The sequence below is a fragment of the Pseudomonas acericola (SeqCode) genome, from assembly GCF_053456465.1.
This window is the reverse complement of the sequence record NZ_JBRFJB010000001.1, coordinates 457,799-473,601: the sequence shown is the minus strand read 5'-3', so window position 1 is coordinate 473,601 and position 15,803 is coordinate 457,799. Positions and strand designations below refer to the sequence as shown.

Sequence of the window (15,803 nt, the reverse complement as noted above, 5' to 3'; positions counted from 1 at the left end):
CCTGTCCTCCTAATAAGAAGTGATCAGCACCATGGGTAGAGTTGTTGCGGCCGCCGTCTACAGCGCCGGTAAGAAAGTTACTGATATCACCCTCGACGAAGGCGCAGCCTGGGCCGCCAAACCCGACCACTTTGTATGGATCGGCCTGGAAGAACCCAACGCCCAGGAGCTGGCCAACCTGCAACGCCAGTTCAACCTGCATGAACTGGCCATCGAAGACGCCCTGGAGAAACACAGCCGCCCGAAGCTGGAAACCTTCGGCGACGCGCTGTTTATCGTCACCTACTCACCGGTGCGCGAGAACGGCAAGCTGGTGTTTATCGAGACCCATATCTTTGCCGGCAACGGCTACATCATCACCGCACGTAACGGTCACTCGGCGTCCTACGGCTTTGTGCGCCAGCGCTGTGAGGCGCGGCCGCTGTTGCTGGAGCATGGGGAAGATTTCGTACTCTATGCGCTGCTGGATTTCGTCACCGAGAACTACCAGCCCGTCAGCGAAGCGATCCATGCCGAGATCGATGAGCTGGAGCGCAATGTGCTGTGCAGCTCATTGAGTGAACGCGACATCCAGAAGATTCACGGCCTGCGCCGCGATGTGCTGCGGCTCAAGCGTTATGTGGCGCCGATGGTGGAGATCAGCCAGGAGCTGCAGAAGCTGAGCTTCCCGTTTATCGACAAGAACATGCGCCCGTATTTCCGTGACGTGCAGATCCACGTGACGCGGCAAATGGAAGACCTCACCACCCTGCGCGATATCGCCAGCCAGACCATCGAGATCGGTGTGTTGCTGGAGGCCTCGCGCCAAAGCGTGGTGCAGCGCAAGTTCGCCGCGTGGGCGGCGATCCTCGCGTTCCCCACGGCGGTCGCGGGGATTTATGGGATGAACTTCCAGAACATGCCCGAGCTGCAATGGCACTACGGCTATTTTGCGGTGCTCGGGTTTATCGCATTTGGCTGCACTGGGTTGTGGGCCAGCTTCAAGCGTTCGGGCTGGCTTTAAGCCACAGCGCCTGGTTTGTGCGCGACAAAACGCATCATCCATTCCGCCACGGTCACGCCGTGGTGGTCATGCTCCAGGCTCGCCACACCGCTGCTGTAGATTTTTTCGCCGAGGTTCTGCTGGCGAATATCCAGCAAGGCGCGGGAGTAATCGTGGATAAACTCCGGGTGGCCCTGGAAGCACAAAACCTGGTCATTGATGTGGTACGCGGCAAACGGGCAGAAATCGCTGGAGGCGATGACAGTGGCGTTTTCCGGTAGCGCGGTGACCTGGTCCTGGTGGCTGATCAACAGGGTCAGTTCCTCCACCACCGGGCTGATCCACGGCGCCTTAGCGGCCATTTGATAGTTGTGGATGCCCACGCCCCAGCCTTGGCTTGCGCGCTCGCTCTTGCCGCCCAGCAGCAGCGCCAGCAATTGGTGACCGAAGCAGATGCCCAACAGTTTGTCACCGCGCTCGTAGCGGTTGAGCAGGTAGGTCTTGAGGGTCTGGATCCACGGGTCGGTGCCGAACGAGTCGGCCTTGCTGCCGGTGACGAGGTAGGCGTCGAACACCTGGTCGTCCGCCGGGTAATCGCCGTTCATCACGTTAAATACGGTGAACTCGGCCGCAATCGGCTGCTGGGAAAACAGACGCTGGAACATCTGCCCGTAACCCTGATATTGATCCACCAACTCCGGGCGCAGGACATCGGTTTCCAGAATGCAGACGCGTAGCGACATAAAAAATACCTGACACGGTGATGGGAATAATGCACACCTCAGAGCCTGCCTTGAAATACCCCTTCAAGGCAAGCCCTGCCGGTGCGCCCATGCCCTAGAAACTAGCACCCTGCGCGGCTTTTTCCAGCAGCAACGCCGGTGGTGTGAAGCGCTCGCCATACTGCTCGGCCAAATAGCGGGCGCGGGCAATGAAATCGTTCAGACCATACTGGTTGATGAACTGCAACGCGCCGCCACTCCACGCGGCAAAGCCGATGCCGAAGATCGAGCCGACGTTGGCGTCAGCCGTGGACATCAGCACGCCCTCCTCCACACAGCGCACGGTTTCGATGGCCTGGATAAACAGCAAGCGATCACGCACATCTTGCGCTGAAATGCGTTGCCCAGGCCGTTCAAAGCGGTTTTTCAGTTCAGGCCACAGCTGCTTCTGACCACCGACGGGATAATCGTAAAAACCGCCGCCTGCCGCCTTGCCCAAGCGCTTGTACTCGTTGACCAACAAATCAATCACCACCGTCGCCGGATGCGTCGGCACGACCTTGCCTTCGGCCTGTAGATCCTTGGCCGTCTGCTGTCGGATATGGTTCATCAGGCTGAGGGACACTTCATCGGATACCGCCAACGGCCCCACCGGCATACCGGCCTTGCGCGCTTCGGTCTCGATCATTGGCGCGGCCACGCCTTCGCCAAGCATGGCGATGCCTTCATTGGTGAAGGTGCCGAACACCCGCGAGGTGAAGAAGCCGCGACTGTCGTTGACCACAATCGGGGTTTTCTTGATTTGCAGTACGAAGTCGAAACCGCGCGCCAGGGTTTCGTCCGAGGTGTGGGCGCCTTTGATGATTTCCACCAGGGGCATCTTGTCCACCGGGCTGAAGAAATGCAGGCCGATAAACTTGCCTTGATCCGGCACGGCCGTCGCCAGCCCGCTGATGGGCAAAGTCGAGGTGTTGGAGGCGATCACCGCGTCCGTACCGACTACGCTTTGCGCCGCAGCAGACACCTTGGCCTTGAGTTCGCGGTCTTCGAACACCGCCTCGATGATCAGATCGCAGCCCGCGAGGTCGGCGTCCGCGGCCGTAGGATGAATCCGCGCGAGGATGGTTTCCCGCTGCTCCGCGGTCAATTGCCCACGGCTGACTTTCTTGTCCAGCAACGCCGCCGAGTGTGCCTTGCCCTTTTCGGCGGCCGCCAAGTTGATGTCCTTGAGCACCACCTCGACCCCTGCACTGGCGCTGACGTACGCGATACCCGCGCCCATCATCCCGGCGCCGAGCACGCCGACCTTACGCGTGACATAAGGCGCAAAGCCTTGTGGCCGCGAGCTGCCGGCGTTGATTTCATTGAGTTGGAACCAGAAGGTGCCGATCATGTTTTTCGCCACTTGCCCGGTCACCAGTTCGGTGAAGTAGCGGGCTTCGATCAAATGCGCAGTGTCGAAATCCACCTGGGCTCCTTCCACGGCGGCACACAGGATCTTCTCCGGGGCGGGGAAACAGCCCTGGGTTTTACTGCGCAGGATCGACGGCGCAATGGCCAGCATCTGCGCGACTTTCGGGTTCGACGGCGTACCGCCGGGGATTTGGTAACCCTTGTTGTCCCACGGCTGCCTGGCCTCGGGGTTGGCCAGGATCCAGGCGCGGGACTTGGCCAGCAACTCATCGCGATCCGCCGCCAGTTCATTGATCAGCCCGGCCTGCAACGCCTGTTGTGGCCGGACTTTTTTGCCCTCCAACAAGTACGGCAAGGCCTTTTCCAGCCCGAGCAGGCGCACCATGCGCACCACGCCGCCACCGCCAGGCAGTAAACCCAGGGTGACTTCCGGCAGGCCGAGCTGCACCGACTTGTCGTCCAGCGCGACGCGGTAATGGCACGCCAGGCAAATCTCCCAGCCGCCGCCCAGCGCTGCGCCATTGATCGCGGCGACCACCGGCTTGCCGAGGGTTTCCAGGCGGCGCAGTTGCGCTTTGAGCACCCGTACGCCGTCGTAGAAGTCCTTGGCGTGGGCCTTGTCGACCTTGATCAGTTCATTGAGGTCGCCGCCGGCAAAAAAGGTTTTCTTGGCCGAGGTGATGACCACGCCGGCCAGCGTGTCTTTTTCTGCCTCCAGGCGCTCGACCGTCGCGGCCATGGCCTCGCGGTATACGCCGTTCATGGTGTTGGCGCTCTGGCCGGGCATGTCGAGGGTCAGCACGACGATCTGGTCCTGGCCTTTTTCGTAGCGAATGGCTTGGGTCATGATGGATTCCTTGGGCTCAGAGCCGTTCGATAATGGTGGCGATGCCCATGCCACCGCCGACACACAGGGTGGCCAGGCCGTAGCGCTGCTGGCGTGTTTCCAGCTCGTCGAGCAAGGTGCCGAGAATCGCGCAGCCGGTGGCGCCCAAGGGATGGCCCATGGCGATGGAGCCGCCGTTGACGTTGACCCGGGCGGCGTCGATGCCCATGTCCTTGATGAATTTGAGGACCACCGAGGCAAACGCTTCGTTGACTTCAAACAGGTCGATGTCTTCCACGCGCAGGCCGGCCTTGGCCAGGGCCTTGCGCGTCGCCGGCGCAGGGCCCGTGAGCATGATGGTCGGGTCGGTGCTGGTCACCGCCGTGGCGACGATGCGCGCCCGGGGTCGCAGGCCCAGTTCGCGGCCCTTGGCTTCGGAGCCGATCAACATCAGCGCGGCGCCGTCGACAATCCCGGAACTGTTACCCGGTGTGTGAACATGGTTGATGCGCTCCACATGGCTGTAGACCCGCAGCGCGGTGGCGTCGAAGCCCATCTGCCCGATCATTTCAAAGCTGGGCTTGAGCTTGCCAAGGCCTTCGAGGGTGGAGTCGCCACGGATGAATTCATCGTGGTCGAGCAACACGATGCCGTTCTGGTCCTGCACTGCGATCAGCGATTTGTTGAAAGAACCATCCGCACTAGCCCTGGCTGCTTTCTGCTGGGAATGTAGGGCGAAGGCGTCCACATCCTGGCGCGTGAAGCCTTCCAGGGTCGCGATCAAATCTGCGCCGATACCCTGGGGTGTGAAGTGGCTGTGCAGGTTGGTTTGCGGGTCCAGCACCCAGGCGCCGCCGTCGCTGCCCATGGGCACACGGGACATGGACTCGACGCCACCGACCACTACCAGGTCTTCAAAGCCGGAACGTACCTTCATCGCGCCAAGGTTCACCGCTTCCAGGCCCGAGGCGCAGAAGCGATTGACCTGCACGCCGGCGACGCTGATGTCCCAGTCCGCCACCAGCGCGGCGGTCTTGGCGATGTCGGCGCCCTGGTCGCCCACGGGGGTGACGCAGCCGAGGACGATGTCATCCACCTGGTGCGTGTCGAGGTCAGCGCGCCGCGCCAGCGCACTGAGCAGGCCGGCCACCAGGTTTACCGGCTTGACGCTGTGCAAGGCGCCGTCAGCCTTGCCTTTGCCACGGGGCGTGCGTATCGCATCAAAGATCAAAGCTTGGGTCATGACGTCCTCGAACCGCTGTGCATGTGTGCCCCTTACCTTAGGCCCGATTGACACGGTTTCAATGACGGATGCGCTCATTGCTTTTGACCCCCACGCTCGGACGAACGGTAGGCCGCACACGCCATCAGCGGGTTAATCGTTTGAGCTGTCTAGCCAACGGTCTGGCGCCAAGATGGCGTTAAGCCTCATGCCGTTTTTAGCGCAAATATCGATTAGCTGATATGAAATGGATCTAAGCCACGCAGAACGAGGGCTCTAAGGTTGAATCAGTAGGAGGCTGCTGCCGGGTTTTGCTGGAGCAGCTGTAAGAAAAGTGTCATGCCACAGCGTGATACTGAAATTGACCGGCACGTATTTGACGCTCAGGAATAACAACAAAAGGCAGTCAGCCATGTTCAAACATTCGAAAGCACGTCAGGCGGGACTTATTCTGTTCGCAACCACACTGATTCTGATCTTGCCCAATCTGACCAAGGTCATTGGGTGACCCTTCAGCCCACACATTCCGTGCACACACAGCATCAGGACTGCAGCTTTTGGCAGCGCCTGCCGGGACATTGCGCATAGCGGTCCTGTTGCAGGCGCTGTCTTTTTGCCTGCGCGTTTCCGGTATCGTGGGCGCCATCGCCACTTTGTATCGGGCCTTCCTCTTGAAATCGATCCTCGCCCTCCTCGCCTTGCTCTTCACCCTGCCGGTCGCGGCGGCGCCATTGAGCGTCGAACTGGACCACGCCAGCAAGACCTGGCAGACCGCCGAACTGCTCAAACACCCGGATGCGCAAACGGTGCAGATCGTCGATGACGTTTCCTACAAGCGTGCCATGACCTATCGCGCTGTGCCCCTCGCGGTGCTCCTACCGGGCCTTGACCCGCAGAGCCATGTGCAAGCGGTTGCCCTGGATGGGTTCGCCGCCGAACTCGCTGCTGCCCCATTGCTGGAGAAACGAGGCGCCCGCGCCTGGCTGGCGGTGGAGGACCCAGCGCAACCATGGCCCGCGCTGGCACCGGGCAAACCCAGCGCCGGGCCGTTTTACCTGGTGTGGACGGACCCGCAAGCCGGCCATATCAGCCCGGAACAGTGGCCCTTCCAGGTCGCCGCGATCAAGCAGTTGAAGAGCGTGGCCGAGCGGTTTCCGGCCCTGCTGCCAGACCCGAGACTGGCCGCCGATGATCCGATCAACCGGGGCTTTGCGCTGTTCCAGAAGAATTGCCTGGCCTGTCACCGGCTCAATGGCGCCGGCGATGCGCAGGTGGGGCCGGACCTGAATATTCCCTACAACCCCACGGAGTATTTCGGCGGGGATTTCCTCAAGCGTTATATCCGTGACCCGCAAAGCCTGAGGCACTGGCTGCAGGCGAAGATGCCGGGGTTTGCGGCGAGTGTGTTGCCGGATAATGAGCTGGATTTGTTGGTGGGGTATTTGAAGCATATGGCAGGGCGTAAACAACAACCCTGAACACGCCGAAAATCAACTGTGGGAGCTGGCTTGCCTGCGATAGCGGTGGATCAGCTAAACAGGTACTGGCTGACAGTCCGCTATCGCAGGCAAGCCAGCTCCCACAGGGGTTTGGCTGTGCCTGTGAGAGCACTGTCGCCCTACCAACAAGCTACCTTCACCTACTGTTGCTGCACCGCAATCACCGGCGTCGGCGCCACGAATACCTTGGCATGCATCTGCTCATGCCCGCCGCCACGGCGCATGCCGCGCACCGGGCAGGCGTCGAGGTAGTCCAGGCCCACGGCCAGCTTCAGGTGCCGCTCGGGCCGTGCGAGCTGGTTGGTCACGTCAAAGCTGTACCAGGCGTCATCCAGCCAGGCTTCAGCCCAGGCGTGGCTGGCCAGGTGCGCGCTGTCTTCTGTGTACAAATACCCCGACACATACCGCGCCGGCACGCCCAGGCTGCGGGCGCATGCCAGGAACGCGTGGGTGTGGTCCTGGCACACGCCCGCATGGCCGGCGAAGGCTTCGGCAGCGCTGGTGTCCACTTCGGTGGCGCCGGGGGTGTAGACCATCGAGTGGTTGAGGGCGTGCATCAGGTCGATCAACGCAATGCGGTCGCGGCGCTGATGGCAGTGCAGCAAGGCAAAGTTGCGCAGCGCCTCGTCGGCCTCGGTCAGGCGTGTGCTGCGCAGGAAGGGAAACGCCGACTGGCTCTCGTGTTCGGCCTCGCGCAGCTCGTCGATATCGACCTGGCCACGGGCGCCGATAATGATGGCGTCGTGGGGTTCGTCCAGGGTCAGCACGTGCAGGATATTGCCGAACGGGTCGACTTGGGCGCGCACCGGGCGGGGCAGGTCGAGCTGCCAACTGAGGACGTGCTGGCGCTCGCTGTCGTGGGGCGTGAGGCGCAAGTACTGGATGCTTGCGCGAACCTGGTCGTCGTAGTGGTAGGTGGTTTCGTGGCTGATGGAGAGTCTCATGCGGCCTCCAGGTAGGAACTGTAGATGGCGTCGCCTAATTGGCGTACCAAGGGGATAAAGTCGGTCAGCCAGGCGTGCAGGCCTTCCTCGAGGATTTCATCGATGGCGGTAAAGCGCAGGCGCGCGTCCATCTCGGCGGCCAGGCGCTGGGCCGGGCGGCCGTTGAGACCGGGCAGGCTGGCGAGAATCTGGTCGATTTCTTCACTGCAGGCCCGCAGCGAGCGCGGCACATCGGCGCGCAACAGCAGCAACTCGGCGACTTGCCGCGCGCCAGGCGCATCACGGTAGATCTCGGTGTAGGCCTCGAACGACGACAGCGCGCGGAGCAAGGCGCTCCATTGATAGTAGGCGTGGGCGGTGCCGTCGGTGACCGCTGCGGCCTGGTCGCCGGCCATTTCGTAGCGCGCATCCAGCAGGCGCAGGGTGTTGTCGGCCCGCTCGATAAAGGTGCCCAGGCGAATAAACCGAAAGGCATCGTTGCGCATGATGGTGCCGTAGGTCGCGCCACGGAACAGGTGGGAACGTTCCTTGACCCACTCGCAAAAGCGGCTCATGCCGTAGCGGCTCAGGCCTTGCTGGGCGATATCGCGAATATCCAGCCAGGTGGCGTTGATGTTTTCCCACATGTCGGCGGTGATTCGCCCACGCACCGCATGGGCGCTGGCCCGCGCCGCGCCGAGGCAACTGTAGATGCTCGCCGGGTTGGCCGCATCCAGGGCAAAAAAGTGCAGCAGATGTTCGGCGTGCAGTTCACCGTGGCGCTCGCGGTAATCATCCAACGTGCCGGTGATCAGCAGCGGCATCGCCAGTTCGTGCAGGCCATCACCGCGCCCGTCCTGGGGCATCAGCGACAACGAATAACTGACATCGAGCATGCGCGCGAGGTTTTCCGCGCGCTCCAGGTAGCGCGACATCCAGTACAAATCCGAGGCAGTTCTACTCAGCATGGCATCAGTCCTCCACCACCCAAGTGTCTTTGGTGCCGCCGCCCTGGGACGAGTTGACCACCAACGAGCCTTCGCGCAACGCCACGCGGGTCAAGCCACCAGGCACGACGCGGGTTTCCTTGCCGGACAAGACGAACGGGCGCAGGTCGATATGGCGCGGCGCGATCCCGTTTTCGACAAAGGTCGGGCACGTGGACAAACACAAGGTGGGCTGGGCGATATAGGCGTGGGGCTTGGCCTTGATGCGCGCGCGGAAGGCTTCGATCTCCGCCGCTGTGGACGCAGGGCCCACCAGCATGCCGTAACCGCCGGAGCCTTGGGTTTCCTTAACGACCAGGTCCGGCAGGTTGGCCAGCACGTGGGACAATTCGTCGGGCTTACGGCACTGGAAGGTCGGAACGTTCTTCAGGATAGGTTCTTCATCCAGGTAAAAACGGATCATATCGGTGACGAAGGGGTACACCGACTTGTCATCCGCGACCCCGGTGCCGATGGCGTTCGCCAGCACCACGTTGCCGCAGCGATAGGCCGCGAGCAGGCCGGGCACGCCGAGCATCGAGTCGGGGTTGAACGCCAGCGGATCAAGGAAGGCGTCGTCGAGGCGGCGATAGATCACGTCCACCGCTTTGGGGCCGTCGGTGGTGCGCATGAAGACACGGTCGTCGCGCACGAACAGGTCGGCGCCCTCCACCAGTTCCACGCCCATTTCCCGGGCCAGGAAGGCATGTTCGAAGAATGCGCTGTTGAAGCGCCCGGGTGTCAGCACCACCACGCTGGGATTGTCCAAGGGGCTGGAGCTTTTCAGGGTGTCGAGCAGCAGGTTGGGGTAATGGTCGATCGGAGCGATGCGCTGGGCGGCGAACAGTTCGGGGAACAGGCGCATCATCATCTTGCGGTCTTCGAGCATATAGCTGACGCCGCTCGGAGTACGCAGGTTGTCTTCGAGCACGTAGTAGGTGCCGTCGCCATCACGTACGAGATCGACCCCGGAGATGTGGGAATACAGGTCGCGGTGCAGGTCCAGGCCCTGCATCGCCAACTGGTACTGCTCGTTGGCCAGCACCTGCTCGGCGGGGATGATCCCGGCCTTGATGATGCGCTGCTCGTGGTACAGGTCGGCGAGAAACATGTTCAGCGCCTTGACCCGCTGGATGCAGCCGCGCTCGACAATCCGCCATTCGCTGGCAGGAATGCTGCGCGGGATCGTGTCGAAGGGGATCAGGCGCTCGGTGCCCTGTTCGTCGCCGTAAAGGGTGAAGGTGATCCCGGCCCGGTGAAACAGCAAATCGGCTTCGCGCCGGCGCTGGGCCAGCAGTTCAGCAGGGGTTTCAGCCAACCAGCGGGCGAATTCGCGGTAATGGGGGCGGACCTGCCCTGCCCCATCGTACATTTCATCGTAATAAGTGCGGATCATGCCGTACTCCTTGTCACCCGGACGCAAGAACCATCGCAAGGCCCGTGCCAGCGGCATAAACACTTAAAAATCAGTGAGTTGAATAAAAACAGAAATCCACCCGCACCGTCCTGGTGCGCAGAATGCCCGCCGTCCTGTCGTACGCTTCATCGCAATGCGAGCTTTGACTATCAACAGCATAGCCAGAGTTGATTTCACTGCCCGGCCACGCCTGCGGATAATCGCGCTCATCTGCTGAACCCGCTCCTTTCAGCACATCGCTCTTCCCTTTAGGCCACCCTCGTTGGGTGGCTTTTTTTTGGTGCTGAAAAAAGGCGCGCAAGTTCCGAAAAGTTTTCCTACGGCACAAACAAAATCGGCCGACCCAAAGGTCAGCCGATACGCTGTGTTTCTCATACTGCTACATGGGTAACCCACGCACCTCCTGCTTGACGCCCCAGCCTTCGATGATCCCGCCGAGAGGCTCAACCACGGCTTCAAAGTCTTGCTCGAAGTTGCCTATGCCGTCGTAGGTGGCAAACATGATCTTGCTCAGTTCCAGGTACCAGGCGCCATCGTCGCGCGCGCTGACCTGGGCATTCAGGGATTCCCCGCGAAACTCACCCGCAGCCCTGCGCGCCCGTTCCTCATCCGGGAAAATGGCGTAGAACTCAATGGGGTGAAAACGCGAGAAGTCGAAGCCGCCTTCTTTCATGCGGCGCAGAACGTTGGTGCTGATGTCTTCTTGATAGGCTGTGCTCATGAAAAGTGCTCCTCTAACCGATGGATAGACTTTCCGTGCTTCCCGAAGCCCACGCCGCAATAGCGTGGGTACGACGGCAATAACAACACCGCTGGAAAACAAGCATGTAGCTGACAAGACCAGACCTTAGCGATTCATTCGCTGATCTCGATTGCAGAGTAGCGCGAAGCTATCACCTCCACCAGAGGCGCTTTTGTGGCAATCAGGGAATGTTCAGGCGGCGGGCGAGATGTCGAGGATTTGAATGCTGTTCTGGTCTTTGAGGATCTTGACCGTCGGTTCAGGCTTGCGCCCCTCAAGGTCGTTGAGGTCAAGTTCGGCGGCCACCGGCACCAGCTTGTTGCGGATCATGTGCGCGGCGTCTTCGAGGCTGGGTTTCTCATTGCAGGCGAACTGCTCAACCGAGGTTTCGCCGTGATCGTCAACGAAGGTAATTTTCCACGTTTGCATCGGTGCCTCCTCGATAAAGCCCGCGTGTGGGCTCACATCTATCTGGACCTTGAGGGTTCGCCAAACGTTCCACCCAAGGCCGGAGGCACCTGATCAACTGCGCTTACTTCTCAGCGTGATCCTTGAGGGCTTTCAAGGTGTTGAACGGTGCGTCCACCACGAACTTGTTGGCCAACCACGATGGCACGCTACCGCCTGGCTCGGTGTGTACCTGATAGGTGACTTCGGTCAGGTTGTCGCCTTTGGGCACCAGTTTCCAGAAACCTTCGACCTGGGCGACACGCACGTAGCCTTTGACTTCCGGCTGGTAGGTGGGCACTTCCAGCAGCTTGCGGGTGAGCGTGCCGTCGGCGGCCTTGGAGGTGGTGATCTCCAGGATGGAGTCACGGTCGGTCACCGGGAACGGGGCCTTGAACTGGGTGTAGGTCCAGCTCTTGTCGCCTTCCTGCTTGAGCAGTTTTTGCGATTTGCACTCGTGAATCCAGGAGCAGGCGCCCGCCACGTCTTCTTGCAGCGCCTGGATCTTGGCCACCGGTGCCTTGATCGTGGTCACACCGCGATACGCCTTGTACTTGGAGCCGGCGACTTCGCTCAACGACACCTTGATCCCGTCTTCGTCCTTGGCGACCTGCCAATCCTCAGCCTGGGCAGTGGCAGCAAACATCACCGTAAAACCGCACAACACAGCCATTCGTTTCAGCGAACCCATTGTTGTATTCCTTATTGTTGAAGTTCCGATAGTAAAGCCCATCAAGCCGCCGTCATCTGCTCCCACCAGCCGATCAAACGGATTGCATCGGCCTGGTCGGTGCCGCAGACCTCGATATCCGCCTTGAAATCACTGCACACCGCCGGTCGCTCCGGTTGCCCGAACAGTTGGCACAGCTGTTCGACCGACAGGTGCAGGCAGCGTTCGCCCGCCGGTTTGCCCTGTGGCATTCCGGGGAGTGGCGAACTGATGGAGGGGGCGATGCAGCAAGCGCCACAGCCTTCACGGCATTTCATGACCAGCAAGTCCTCGACGACTCAATGTGGATGGCCGGGCTAGAGTACGCCCTTAAACAGCCGTTTTAAAATGGTCTAACAGGGGTTTTTCGCAGAAAACAAAAGTGACTGACCAGTCTGCGACAGATGGTCGAAGGGCGCCGTCACGTTTGTGGGAAAAGTTTACTGCTTGAACTCGAATTCCAACGCTGCGCCTTCCACTTCACGGCGCTCTTCGTTGCGCAGTTGCAGCTTCATCTCATTGCTGAGCAGGCGACCGTTGATCTGGAAGGCGCTGTTGTCGGTGGGTTTCTCACCGAACATCGGCGGCAGCAAGGGCACGCTCTTGGGTTTGGGCATGGTGCCAATGGGCTGCAAGTGCCTGACCATGTCCGAAGGCAATGACAGGTCTAACTGTGCCGGTGGCAATTTGGTCTGGGCGACTTCGCTGGCGGACTTGCTGGCTTTCGCTGCGCGCTTTTTCACTGCGGGGGTCTTCTTTTCCGCCACTGGGGCTTTTTTCGCCGGGGTCTTTTGCTCGGCAGCGGCAGGTGCGCGTTCCGTCACAGGCGCCGCCGCCAGCGCGGTGCCGACGTTGCACAGGCTTAACAGGCCAATCACCCACACAGCGCGAAAAATAGAGTTCATATCGCCAACAGCATTAACGGCAGAGGGCCATATGCTCGCTTGTTGTGCGCGGCATGACAAGCGTGGTGATTAGCCCGCTACCGATCATGCCCCTGTTGCGGGGTTCAAAAGCCCGCTGCGGTTTCCTGGCACAACTGGCTGGCGAGCATCCCCAAGGTCATCAGCGCACGCTCTGCCTCGCGGTTCCACGGCGTGCCGCAGTTGAGGCGAATACAGTGGTTGAACTGCTCGGTGTTACTGAAAATCAACCCCGGCGCAATGCTGATGCCCTGTTGCAGGGCGCGCACGTGCAGTTCCTGGGTATTGACCCGCCCCGGCAAACTGACCCACAGGATAAAACCACCACTGGGGCGGGTCATCTGCGTGCCTTCGGGGAAGTACTGCTGCACCGCCAGCTGGAAGGCGTTGAGATTTTTACGGTATTCCTGGCGGATATAGCGTAGGTGGCGATCATAACCACCGTTTTCCAGGTAGGCCGCGACGCCCATCTGCGTGACGCTGCACGCCGAGTGGGTGCTGAACATCTGCAAGCGCTGGATTTCCTGCTGGTACTTGCCGGCAATCATCCAGCCGATCCGCACGCCCGGGGACAAGGTCTTGGAAAAGCTCGAGCAGTAGATCACCCGATCCAGGCGGTCATAGGCTTTCAGGGCCTTGGTGCGGCCGACTTCGAACATCAGCTCGCCGTAGATATCATCCTCGACGATCTGGATATCGAAATCCGAGGCCAGGCGCAGCAACTGTTTCTGCCGCTCCTCGGGCATGGTGCCGCCCAGAGGATTGCTCAGGCGCGTGGTCAGCACCAGGGCCTTGATCGACCATTGGTTGGCCGCCAGTTGCAGGGCTTCCAGGCTCATGCCCGACGCCGGGTCGCTGGGAATCTCGATGACCTTGAGGCCGAGCAGGTCAGCCAATTGCAACAAGCCGTAGTACGTCGGCGACTCCGCGGCGATCAGGTCGCCGGGGCGCGTCAGCACACGCAGCGACATCTGCAATGCATCCACACAACCGTGGGTGATCACTACTTCGGACGGGTCCACCACCACGCCCGCATCGCGCATGCGGATCGCCACCTGGCGTCGCAGCGGTTCGAAACCAGGGCTGAACATGTAGCTGAACGCCCGTGGGCTCTGGAAGCGCGTGACCTTGGCCAACTGCTGATGCAGTGCGCGCACCGGCAGGTAATCGACACTCGGCACAGCGGCGCCCAACGGGAATACGCCTTCGCGGCGCGACTCGACCAATACCTGCTGGATGATGCTGCTGCGGGTGACCAACCCTGGGCGCTCTACGCGGGCGATGTCTGGCGTCGGCGCGGTGAGCGCGGGCGTCTGGTGCACGTAGTAGCCGGACTGCGGCCGCGCGCGGATCAGCCCCTGGTCTTCCAGGTTGGCGTAGGCCTGCAACACCGTGGCATGGCTGACGTTGAGCTGGGAGCTCATCTTGCGCACCGAAGGCACACGCTCGCCCGGTTGATAGACACCGCGCCGGATATCCTCAGCCAGTTGCTGGGCGATACGTTGGTAGAGCAAAAGATTGGTCATGACGCAGCACTCGATTTCACGGGTATTTTATTTTTGTGTGAAACATACCGGCACAGTTTAGAAGTGTACGGGGACAGTTGCCACAATAGTCGAGCGCGGGCGGGAGTGACAGTAAAAACTGTAGGGGTAGTGAAGCGTTTTTTGGGTGTACACCCAACAAAATGTGGGAGCGGGCTTGCCCGCGATAGCGGTGTATCAGCAGAAAAATTCTTGACTGACCCACCGCAATCGCGGGCAAGCCCGCTCCCACATAGGCTCGCGTCCACATTTGGATGGGTGTCTGGCTTTTAGCGAGCGGCGCCGAGCTGGCCTTTTTCATCGGAGAACACAATCTCTACCCGACGGTTCTGCGCCCTGCCCCGCTCGGACGCATTGGCCTCCACCGGATACTGGTCGCCATACCCTTCGACCTGGATGCGTTTTTCATCGATCCCTAGGTCCACCAGCACATCGGCCACCGATTGCGCGCGGTCACGGGACAGTTTGAGGTTTTCCTGCTCGCCACCGGTGCTGTCGGTGTAACCCTCGATGCGCACCACACGCTTGGGGTTCAGTTGCAGGAACTGGACGATTTTCAACACTGTGCGGTTCGCCGAGTTTTTCAGCTCCGCTTCGCCGGTATCAAACAACACGTCGCCCAGGGTCATCACCAAACCGCGATCGGTCTGGGTGGTGGTCAGGCTGGCGATCTGTTCTTCGAGCCATTTGCCCTGCTGCTGCACGCTGGTCAGTTTGTTTTCACGCAGGGCCAGTTGCAGGCGTTGGCGTTCCAATTCGAGCTTGGCGCCCCGTTCGGCGTTCAGCGCCTGCTCGGTGTGTTCGCGAGCGATGGCGCTGTAGCGCTGGCTCAGGTAAGCGTAATGCGCGACGTCGTTGCCGCTGCCCCAGTAGCTGGACAGGCGGTCGGCACGGGCCAGGGATTCGCCGGCGCGGATCACATCCTTGGGCGCAAAACGCAGCACGTTGGCGTCTTCCTTGACCTTCTGGAAGTCGCTGCCCGCCTGCTGCAACGCCTGCTCACTGTTGGGATGGCTGGCACAACCGCCCAACACCGCGCTACTCACCAGCAACGCACAGCTCAGACCACGGATCAGCGGGCTCATTGGGCTTCTCCCAACTGCAGCTGTTTGCGCAGGCGCGTGATGCGGGTGTTAAGCACGTTCAACTGCTCCTGGCTCTTGCGGGTCAGCACTTGGGCTTCGGCCAGGCGCGCATCCAGTTCAGCTTGTTCGGCGCGCATCCGCGCGTTTTTGTAGGACTCATCAGCCATGCTGCCCTGAGCCCGGGCGAATTTGGCTTCAGCCAGTTTCAGTTCAGGCGATTCATCCGCGTTGGCCCCCACGGCACTGGCTTGTTCCAGGGCTTGCTGGGTGAGGCGCATTTGTTCAATCGGCGCAGGATCGCTCGCACATCCCGCCAGAGCAACAACGGCGAGGGCCGCGAAAAGAGGTCGAAGAGTCACTGAA

17 protein-coding genes are annotated in these 15,803 nt (G+C 60.9%); 2 read left to right on the top strand and 15 right to left on the bottom strand.

Annotated features, from left to right (window positions below):
• Positions 1-31: 31 nt before the first annotated feature.
• On the top strand, positions 32-1,003 hold the full coding sequence (locus ACU688_RS02225; protein ID WP_257782959.1) for a magnesium and cobalt transport protein CorA: 972 nt from the start codon (positions 32-34) through the stop codon (positions 1,001-1,003).
• Here ACU688_RS02225 and ACU688_RS02220 read toward each other — a convergent pair.
• From ACU688_RS02220 to ACU688_RS02210, 3 genes are all read right to left on the bottom strand, one after another.
• Positions 1,000-1,725, bottom strand: a complete 726-nt coding sequence (locus ACU688_RS02220) for an amidotransferase (protein ID WP_448183498.1) — start codon at positions 1,723-1,725, stop codon at positions 1,000-1,002. The genes ACU688_RS02225 and ACU688_RS02220 overlap by 4 nt on opposite strands.
• A gap of 94 nt (positions 1,726-1,819) precedes the next feature.
• A complete protein-coding gene (locus ACU688_RS02215) occupies positions 1,820-3,964 on the bottom strand; it encodes a 3-hydroxyacyl-CoA dehydrogenase NAD-binding domain-containing protein (RefSeq protein WP_448183497.1) in 2,145 nt (714 codons plus the stop codon).
• A gap of 16 nt (positions 3,965-3,980) precedes the next feature.
• The gene (locus ACU688_RS02210; RefSeq protein ID WP_448183496.1) at positions 3,981-5,186 is read right to left on the bottom strand and encodes an acetyl-CoA C-acetyltransferase; all 1,206 of its coding nucleotides are present in this window, start codon (positions 5,184-5,186) and stop codon (positions 3,981-3,983) included.
• A gap of 650 nt (positions 5,187-5,836) precedes the next feature.
• Here ACU688_RS02210 and ACU688_RS02205 point away from each other — a divergent pair.
• Positions 5,837-6,643, top strand: coding sequence for a c-type cytochrome (locus ACU688_RS02205; RefSeq protein ID WP_448184018.1), 807 nt, complete (start codon positions 5,837-5,839; stop codon positions 6,641-6,643).
• A 161-nt stretch (positions 6,644-6,804) separates the two neighbouring features.
• On the opposite strand, the gene ACU688_RS02200 is transcribed toward ACU688_RS02205, so the two are convergent.
• The 12 genes from ACU688_RS02200 to ACU688_RS02145 all read right to left on the bottom strand — a co-directional run bounded on the left by ACU688_RS02200 (position 6,805) and on the right by ACU688_RS02145 (position 15,799).
• A complete protein-coding gene (locus ACU688_RS02200; protein WP_448183495.1) occupies positions 6,805-7,608 on the bottom strand; it encodes a transglutaminase family protein in 804 nt (267 codons plus the stop codon).
• Positions 7,605-8,555 (bottom strand): alpha-E domain-containing protein, encoded by a 951-nt coding sequence (locus ACU688_RS02195; protein ID WP_026137110.1) that lies wholly within the window; start codon positions 8,553-8,555, stop codon positions 7,605-7,607. The genes ACU688_RS02200 and ACU688_RS02195 overlap by 4 nt, the downstream gene beginning before the upstream one ends.
• Before the next feature lie 4 nt (positions 8,556-8,559).
• On the bottom strand, positions 8,560-9,969 hold the full coding sequence (locus ACU688_RS02190; protein ID WP_017739244.1) for a circularly permuted type 2 ATP-grasp protein: 1,410 nt from the start codon (positions 9,967-9,969) through the stop codon (positions 8,560-8,562).
• Between the two features lie 70 nt (positions 9,970-10,039).
• The gene (locus ACU688_RS02185) at positions 10,040-10,291 is read right to left on the bottom strand and encodes a hypothetical protein (protein ID WP_448183494.1); all 252 of its coding nucleotides are present in this window, start codon (positions 10,289-10,291) and stop codon (positions 10,040-10,042) included.
• A 78-nt stretch (positions 10,292-10,369) separates the two neighbouring features.
• Positions 10,370-10,711 carry a ribonuclease E inhibitor RraB gene (locus tag ACU688_RS02180; RefSeq protein WP_448183493.1) on the bottom strand — a complete coding sequence of 114 codons (342 nt, stop codon included), beginning with the start codon at positions 10,709-10,711 and terminating at the stop codon, positions 10,370-10,372.
• A gap of 213 nt (positions 10,712-10,924) precedes the next feature.
• On the bottom strand, positions 10,925-11,161 hold the full coding sequence (locus tag ACU688_RS02175) for a hypothetical protein (RefSeq protein WP_448183492.1): 237 nt from the start codon (positions 11,159-11,161) through the stop codon (positions 10,925-10,927).
• A gap of 103 nt (positions 11,162-11,264) precedes the next feature.
• A complete protein-coding gene (locus ACU688_RS02170; RefSeq protein ID WP_017739246.1) occupies positions 11,265-11,870 on the bottom strand; it encodes an START domain-containing protein in 606 nt (201 codons plus the stop codon).
• A 41-nt stretch (positions 11,871-11,911) separates the two neighbouring features.
• Positions 11,912-12,166: a YkgJ family cysteine cluster protein gene (locus tag ACU688_RS02165; RefSeq protein WP_026137112.1), complete on the bottom strand. Its 255-nt coding sequence runs from the start codon at positions 12,164-12,166 to the stop codon at positions 11,912-11,914.
• A 162-nt stretch (positions 12,167-12,328) separates the two neighbouring features.
• On the bottom strand, positions 12,329-12,793 hold the full coding sequence (locus tag ACU688_RS02160; protein ID WP_448183491.1) for a translation initiation factor 2: 465 nt from the start codon (positions 12,791-12,793) through the stop codon (positions 12,329-12,331).
• 104 nt (positions 12,794-12,897) lie between these two features.
• Positions 12,898-14,337, bottom strand: a complete 1,440-nt coding sequence (locus tag ACU688_RS02155) for an aminotransferase-like domain-containing protein (protein ID WP_017739249.1) — start codon at positions 14,335-14,337, stop codon at positions 12,898-12,900.
• A 287-nt stretch (positions 14,338-14,624) separates the two neighbouring features.
• On the bottom strand, positions 14,625-15,440 hold the full coding sequence (locus ACU688_RS02150; RefSeq protein ID WP_017739250.1) for an OmpA family protein: 816 nt from the start codon (positions 15,438-15,440) through the stop codon (positions 14,625-14,627).
• The gene (locus tag ACU688_RS02145) at positions 15,437-15,799 is read right to left on the bottom strand and encodes a DUF4398 domain-containing protein (RefSeq protein ID WP_448183490.1); all 363 of its coding nucleotides are present in this window, start codon (positions 15,797-15,799) and stop codon (positions 15,437-15,439) included. The genes ACU688_RS02150 and ACU688_RS02145 overlap by 4 nt, the downstream gene beginning before the upstream one ends.
• Between the last annotated feature and the right edge of the window lie 4 nt (positions 15,800-15,803).

Bases quoted from the DNA above. Each gene is read 5' to 3' on its own strand.
- ACU688_RS02225 (WP_257782959.1), top strand. From the start codon at position 32: ATGGGTAGAGTTGTTGCGGCCGCCGTCTACAGCGCCGGTAAGAAAGTT.
- ACU688_RS02220 (WP_448183498.1), bottom strand. From the start codon at position 1,725: ATGTCGCTACGCGTCTGCATTCTGGAAACCGATGTCCTGCGCCCGGAG.
- ACU688_RS02215 (WP_448183497.1), bottom strand. From the start codon at position 3,964: ATGACCCAAGCCATTCGCTACGAAAAAGGCCAGGACCAGATCGTCGTG.
- ACU688_RS02210 (WP_448183496.1), bottom strand. From the start codon at position 5,186: ATGACCCAAGCTTTGATCTTTGATGCGATACGCACGCCCCGTGGCAAA.
- ACU688_RS02200 (WP_448183495.1), bottom strand. From the start codon at position 7,608: ATGAGACTCTCCATCAGCCACGAAACCACCTACCACTACGACGACCAG.
- ACU688_RS02195 (WP_026137110.1), bottom strand. From the start codon at position 8,555: ATGCTGAGTAGAACTGCCTCGGATTTGTACTGGATGTCGCGCTACCTG.
- ACU688_RS02190 (WP_017739244.1), bottom strand. From the start codon at position 9,969: ATGATCCGCACTTATTACGATGAAATGTACGATGGGGCAGGGCAGGTC.
- ACU688_RS02180 (WP_448183493.1), bottom strand. From the start codon at position 10,711: ATGAGCACAGCCTATCAAGAAGACATCAGCACCAACGTTCTGCGCCGC.
- ACU688_RS02175 (WP_448183492.1), bottom strand. From the start codon at position 11,161: ATGCAAACGTGGAAAATTACCTTCGTTGACGATCACGGCGAAACCTCG.
- ACU688_RS02170 (WP_017739246.1), bottom strand. From the start codon at position 11,870: ATGGGTTCGCTGAAACGAATGGCTGTGTTGTGCGGTTTTACGGTGATG.
- ACU688_RS02165 (WP_026137112.1), bottom strand. From the start codon at position 12,166: ATGAAATGCCGTGAAGGCTGTGGCGCTTGCTGCATCGCCCCCTCCATC.
- ACU688_RS02160 (WP_448183491.1), bottom strand. From the start codon at position 12,793: ATGAACTCTATTTTTCGCGCTGTGTGGGTGATTGGCCTGTTAAGCCTG.
- ACU688_RS02155 (WP_017739249.1), bottom strand. From the start codon at position 14,337: ATGACCAATCTTTTGCTCTACCAACGTATCGCCCAGCAACTGGCTGAG.
- ACU688_RS02150 (WP_017739250.1), bottom strand. From the start codon at position 15,440: ATGAGCCCGCTGATCCGTGGTCTGAGCTGTGCGTTGCTGGTGAGTAGC.